The organism is Oleiphilus sp. HI0123, assembly GCF_001635315.1.
In genome coordinates this window covers 1-5,102 of record NZ_LWGE01001218.1, presented here as the reverse complement: position 1 = coordinate 5,102, position 5,102 = coordinate 1, and the positions used below count along the sequence as shown (strand labels likewise).

6 protein-coding genes and 1 pseudogene are annotated in these 5,102 nt (G+C 45.9%); 3 read left to right on the top strand and 4 right to left on the bottom strand.

Annotated features, from left to right (window positions below):
* The 3 genes and pseudogenes from ubiF to A3761_RS13910 all read left to right on the top strand — a co-directional run.
* Nucleotides 1-184, top strand: a pseudogene (gene ubiF, locus A3761_RS26285) (2-octaprenyl-3-methyl-6-methoxy-1,4-benzoquinol hydroxylase); the annotation flags it as partial.
* Nucleotides 185-207: 23 nt separating this feature from the next.
* Nucleotides 208-570 (top strand): histidine triad nucleotide-binding protein, encoded by a 363-nt coding sequence (locus A3761_RS13915; protein ID WP_068514465.1) that lies wholly within the window; start codon nt 208-210, stop codon nt 568-570.
* Between the two features lie 97 nt (nt 571-667).
* Complete coding sequence (locus tag A3761_RS13910) at nt 668-1,060, top strand: hypothetical protein (RefSeq protein ID WP_156490586.1); 393 nt, start codon at nt 668-670, stop codon at nt 1,058-1,060.
* Nucleotides 1,061-1,064: 4 nt separating this feature from the next.
* Here A3761_RS13910 and trpC read toward each other — a convergent pair whose 3' ends face one another.
* Genes trpC through trpE form a run of 4 tightly spaced genes read right to left on the bottom strand, consistent with a single transcriptional unit; the run spans nt 1,065 to nt 5,057 of the window.
* Complete coding sequence (trpC, locus tag A3761_RS13905; RefSeq protein WP_068514462.1) at nt 1,065-1,895, bottom strand: indole-3-glycerol phosphate synthase TrpC; 831 nt, start codon at nt 1,893-1,895, stop codon at nt 1,065-1,067.
* 20 nt (nt 1,896-1,915) lie between these two features.
* Nucleotides 1,916-2,950 carry an anthranilate phosphoribosyltransferase gene (gene trpD, locus A3761_RS13900; protein ID WP_068554209.1) on the bottom strand — a complete coding sequence of 345 codons (1,035 nt, stop codon included), beginning with the start codon at nt 2,948-2,950 and terminating at the stop codon, nt 1,916-1,918.
* A gap of 35 nt (nt 2,951-2,985) precedes the next feature.
* Entirely contained in the window at nt 2,986-3,564 is a 579-nt protein-coding gene (locus A3761_RS13895; RefSeq protein ID WP_068554207.1) for an aminodeoxychorismate/anthranilate synthase component II, read from the bottom strand.
* 11 nt (nt 3,565-3,575) lie between these two features.
* A complete protein-coding gene (gene trpE / locus A3761_RS13890) occupies nt 3,576-5,057 on the bottom strand; it encodes an anthranilate synthase component I (protein WP_068514455.1) in 1,482 nt (493 codons plus the stop codon).
* Nucleotides 5,058-5,102: the final 45 nt, after the last annotated feature.

The window sequence follows — 5,102 nt, the reverse complement described above, 5'->3', positions numbered from 1 at the left end:
GAACCAGAAAATGATGAGCATTATGGATATGTTCTATCATGGCTTTAGTAATGAGTTGCTGCCGCTAAGGGTGGTAAGAAATATAGGCCTGGGTCTAGCAAATAATTCCGGGCCTGCGAAAAATAAAGTGATGCAGTATGCGGTGGGCGCAATAGGTAACTTGCCTAAACTTGCTCAAGCCTAAAGGAAGCAAACGAGGAAAAAACAATGACAGAAACGCTATTTACCAAAATTATTGATCGTCAGATTCCTGCAGATATCGTCTATGAAGATGACATCTGCCTGGCATTCAAGGATATTCAGCCAACCGCTCCCGTACACTTGCTTATCATCCCTAAAAAACCAATCGCGACGATTAACGATATGGATGAAGGTGATAAGGAAACATTTGGACATTTGTTCTTTGTTGCCAAGAATATTGCCGCCGATATGGGCTTCGCAGAAGATGGTTACCGTGTTGTGATGAATTGCAATGAATATGGTGGACAAAGCGTCTACCACGTACACCTGCATTTAATCGCTGGTAAACCTTTGGGTTGGCCTCCTTTCACCGAGAAGCTTAAAGTCTGAGCAAGTGTAAACAAGGGTAAAACCATTGCTGACAGACTAATATTTAAGCACCCTCTTCGTTAAACTAGAGCTACCTAAACGAAGAGCGTGGTGAAATATGATCTGGAACCTGGAAGAAAGAAAGTCTAATAAGAGCCTACAGTCAATACTACAAGGCTTGGTATTATTTGCCATGATGTTTTCATTGGCGGCACTTGCTGAAGCTGATGAACTTTCTTCTCGTCTGGAATCACACTTCAATGCCGATAGCTCGTATCGCTTTATCAACTATGAAAGTGTTAATCAGGTGCATGCTGATGAGTATGGCAGCATGCGCTACTTAGTGATGGATTTTGATTTGCGACTTGCCAGTAATGATCTTCAAGGCAGTATTCACCAGATTTGTAATACTGTCTTGGCAGATAGGCAGTTAATAAAAGACCTATCTCGTCATGGCTATGATATGGTTTCAGTATCATTTGATAGGCAGTCACAGTATGACTGCCTATAAATACCTAAAAAAACAAACGCTCTAACTCCTTACCCGGGTCTGCCGCCCGCATAAATGCTTCACCGACTAAGAAGGCGTTCACATCACGTTCTTGCATAGCGATCACGTCTTCTCGAGCATGTATGCCGCTTTCTGTGACCACAATCCTATCTTCGGGAATCTGCTTCAATAAGTTAAAGGTGTTATCGAGTGATACTTCGAAAGAGTGAAGGTCCCGATTATTAATGCCGATTAAGCGAGTTTCCAGCGTTAAGGCATCTTTAAGCTCTGCTTCATTATGAACTTCGACCAAAACATCCAGGCCGATTTCATGGGCGATGCCACTTAACTCCTGCATTTGATCTTTTGTTAGGCAAGCGGCAATCAGTAGCACGCAATCAGCATTCACAACGCGGCTTTCGTAGATCTGATAAGGCGCGACCATAAAATCCTTACGGATAATCGGCAAGGCGCTCGCAGCACGAGCTTGTTGCAAATAGTCCTCATGGCCTTGGAAAAAATCACGGTCAGTAAGTACCGATAAACAGGCTGCACCGGCCTTCTCATAACTTTCGGCAATGGCGGCAGGTACAAAGTCCTCTCGAATAATTCCTTTGCTTGGTGATGCCTTCTTGATCTCGGCAATAATGGCAGGCAAATTGTTCGCGTTCTTGGATTCTATCGCCCGCACAAAGCCGCGGGTCTCATCCCGATCGAAGGCTTGTGCCTTGCAGTCGGCTAGCTTTAGCGTGCTTTGTCTTTCCTCAATTTCCTGCCACTTGCGTGCGACAATCTTTCGCAGAATGGTTGGAGTTTTATCGCTGGCTGAATCTGGGCCAAAAGAAACGTCTGACATAATGAATCCGGTATATAAAGTTATTCTGCAAATACGCGCGTAAAGCTCGCCAAGTCATTTAATTTAGCTAAAGCTACGCCAGAACCAATGGCATCGGATGCCAGCTCAACGCCTTCAGCCAAACTACTAGCCAGGTCAGAAGCATAGATCGCTGCACCGGCATTTAAAGTAATAATTGAGCGTGCTTTTTGCGCAGCCTCGCTTTGTTCCTTTCCTAAAGCTGCTTTTATCAAGTTTAGGCTTTGTTCTGCACTATCGACACCCAAGCCATCAAGTGAAGCTCGCGCCAGGTCAAAGTCTTCTGGTTTGATGGTGTATTCACTGACTACGCCATCCTTGAGTTCAGCGACATGGCTGTCGCCGGAAATAGTGATCTCATCGAGGCCGTCACTCGCGTGGACGATGAGTACATGCTCGCTACCCAGACGTTTTAATACTTCAGCCATAGGCTTACACAAAGCACTATTGAATACGCCGATCACTTGCTTACCAACGTTAGCAGGGTTAGTCATGGGGCCAAGCATATTGAAGATGGTACGAATAGCCATCTGCTTCCGGGGGCCAATAGCATGCTTCATAGCGCTATGGTGAGCTGGTGCAAACATAAAACCAACACCAATTTCCTCAATACAACGCTGTACTTGCTCGGGGCTTAAAGACAAATTAATGCCTGCAGCTTCGAGTACATCAGCACTGCCAGTGCTGCTAGAAACGCTACGGTTACCATGCTTTGCTACCTTGCCACCCGCTGCAGCTACCACAAATGCACTGGCTGTCGAGACGTTAAACAAGTTAGCACCATCGCCGCCGGTGCCACAGGTATCTACCAAGTGTTCGCCGCTGATATCTACTTTAGTAGAGAGCTCTCGCATCACCTGAGCAGCGCCGGTAATTTCATCAATGCTTTCGCCTTTCATGCGCAAAGCAACTAGGAAACCGCCAATTTGAGCTTCTGTCGCTTGGCCTGTCATAATCTGTTGCATGACAGACTGCATTTCATCGGTTGCTAGGTCGGTGTTTTCAACGACTTTTGCCAGAGCTTGAGTAATATCCATGCGTATACCTATTTTTATTCGCTTATCGTTTTATCTTATCGGTCTAAGAAATTCTTAAGTAAGTCATGACCGTGTTCACTTAGAATTGACTCAGGGTGGAATTGAACCCCTTCAATATCAAGTTCCTTGTGGCGAACACCCATGATCTCTTCGACACTACCGTCTTCGTTTTCAGTCCATGCCGTGATTTCCAGGCAATCAGGTAGCGTATCTTTACAAATAACCAGTGAGTGGTAACGGGTTGCGGTGAAAGGGTTAGTCAATCCCTTAAATACGCCCCTATCGTTATGATGCATGGCTGAAGTCTTACCGTGCATCACCTGCCCGGCACGAATGATATTTCCGCCAAAAGCCTGGCCAATACTTTGGTGACCCAAACAAATACCAAGAATTGGAAGCTTGCCTTTAAAGTGCTCAATGGCAGCCAGTGATACACCGGCTTCGTTTGGCGTACAGGGGCCAGGTGAAATCACAATTTTACTAGGTTTTAGCGCTTCAATTTCTTCGATGGTAATTTCATCGTTACGGTAAACATGAACATCGGCACCGAGTTCGCCCAAGTACTGAACAACGTTGTAGGTAAACGAGTCGTAGTTATCAATCATTAATAGCATTGTTTTTCTCCTTACCCGTCTAAGCCTTGAGTTGCCATTGCCACCGCTCTGAATACAGCGCGCCCTTTATTCATGGTTTCATCCCACTCACTTTGCGGTACCGAGTCTGCAACGACTCCCGCACCGGCTTGAATATGCAATACCTGGTCTTTTATGACCGCGGTGCGAATGGCAATCGCCGTGTCCATATTGCCATTCCATGAGAGGTAACCAACAGCGCCGCCATAAACGCCCCGCTTAACCGGCTCAAGCTCATCGATGATTTCCATCGCACGAATTTTCGGGGCACCACTTAGAGTACCGGCAGGGAAAGTCGCGCGTAATACATCAATCGGACTGGTATCGGGTTTTAGCTTGCCGGTCACGTTCGAGACAATGTGCATAACATGAGAGTAGCGCTCTATCACCATTTTATCGGTGAGCTCTACACTGCCAATTTCACTAACGCGGCCAGCATCATTTCGTCCTAAATCGATTAGCATCAAATGCTCGGCGCATTCTTTAGGATCTGCGAGTAGGTCTTTCTCTAAGGCTAAGTCTTCTTCTTCATTCATGCCGCGCTTGCGAGTACCAGCAATCGGCCGAACAGTAACTTCACCCTCTTCTACGCGCGCAAGTATTTCAGGTGATGAGCCGACAATATGAAACTCGCCCAAGTTCAAAAAGTACATATAGGGAGAAGGATTCAAACAGCGTAAGGAGCGATACAGATTCAAAGGCTCAGCAGTAAACGGAATCGACATGCGCTGTGAAATCACCGTTTGCATCACGTCACCAGAGAGTACGTATTCCTTAATGGTATCGACAGCGTCTTTAAACTTGTCTTCAGAAAATCCAGATATAAAGTCGCTTTCTTTTATGTCAGTTTGTGTGGCTTCTTGAGCCGGCTCCGCGCAGGTATTATTCCGTAAACGATGAACCAATAAATCCAGTACCGACTGAGCTATTTGATAAGCATCTTCAGTGGCAGGGTCTGCATGATGAATAAGTATCAACTTGCCACTTAGGTTATCGAATACAACCAGCTGGTCAGACACCATAAGCAAGATATCAGGTGTACCCAAAGGATCTTCAGGACAGCTGTCAGCAAGCTTTGGTTCAATGTATCGAACGGTGTCATAACCAAAGTAGCCAACCAAACCGCCATTGAAGCGTGGTAAGCCTTCTATTTCGGGCACCTTGAAACGCGTTTGGAATTCCTCAACAAAAGCTAAAGGGTCACTGCACTCGTGTCGCTCGATGATTTCGCCATCTTGCTCGAGTGTGGCTGTGGAGCCAGAAATTCTAAGTACTTGCGTACAAGGCAAACCGATGATGGAGTATCGGCCCCATTTCTCGCCACCATGAACAGACTCTAGTAAATAAGAATAGGTGCCGTTAGCGAGTTTAAGATAAGTACTTAAGGGCGTATCGAGGTCAGCCAAGACTTCACGCGTGACAGGAATGCGATTGTAGCCTTGAGCCGCTAGTTGTGAAAAATGCTCAGGTGTCATAGGGTGTTCCTAACTAAATTCATAATCTATTAATTAAAACGAAGC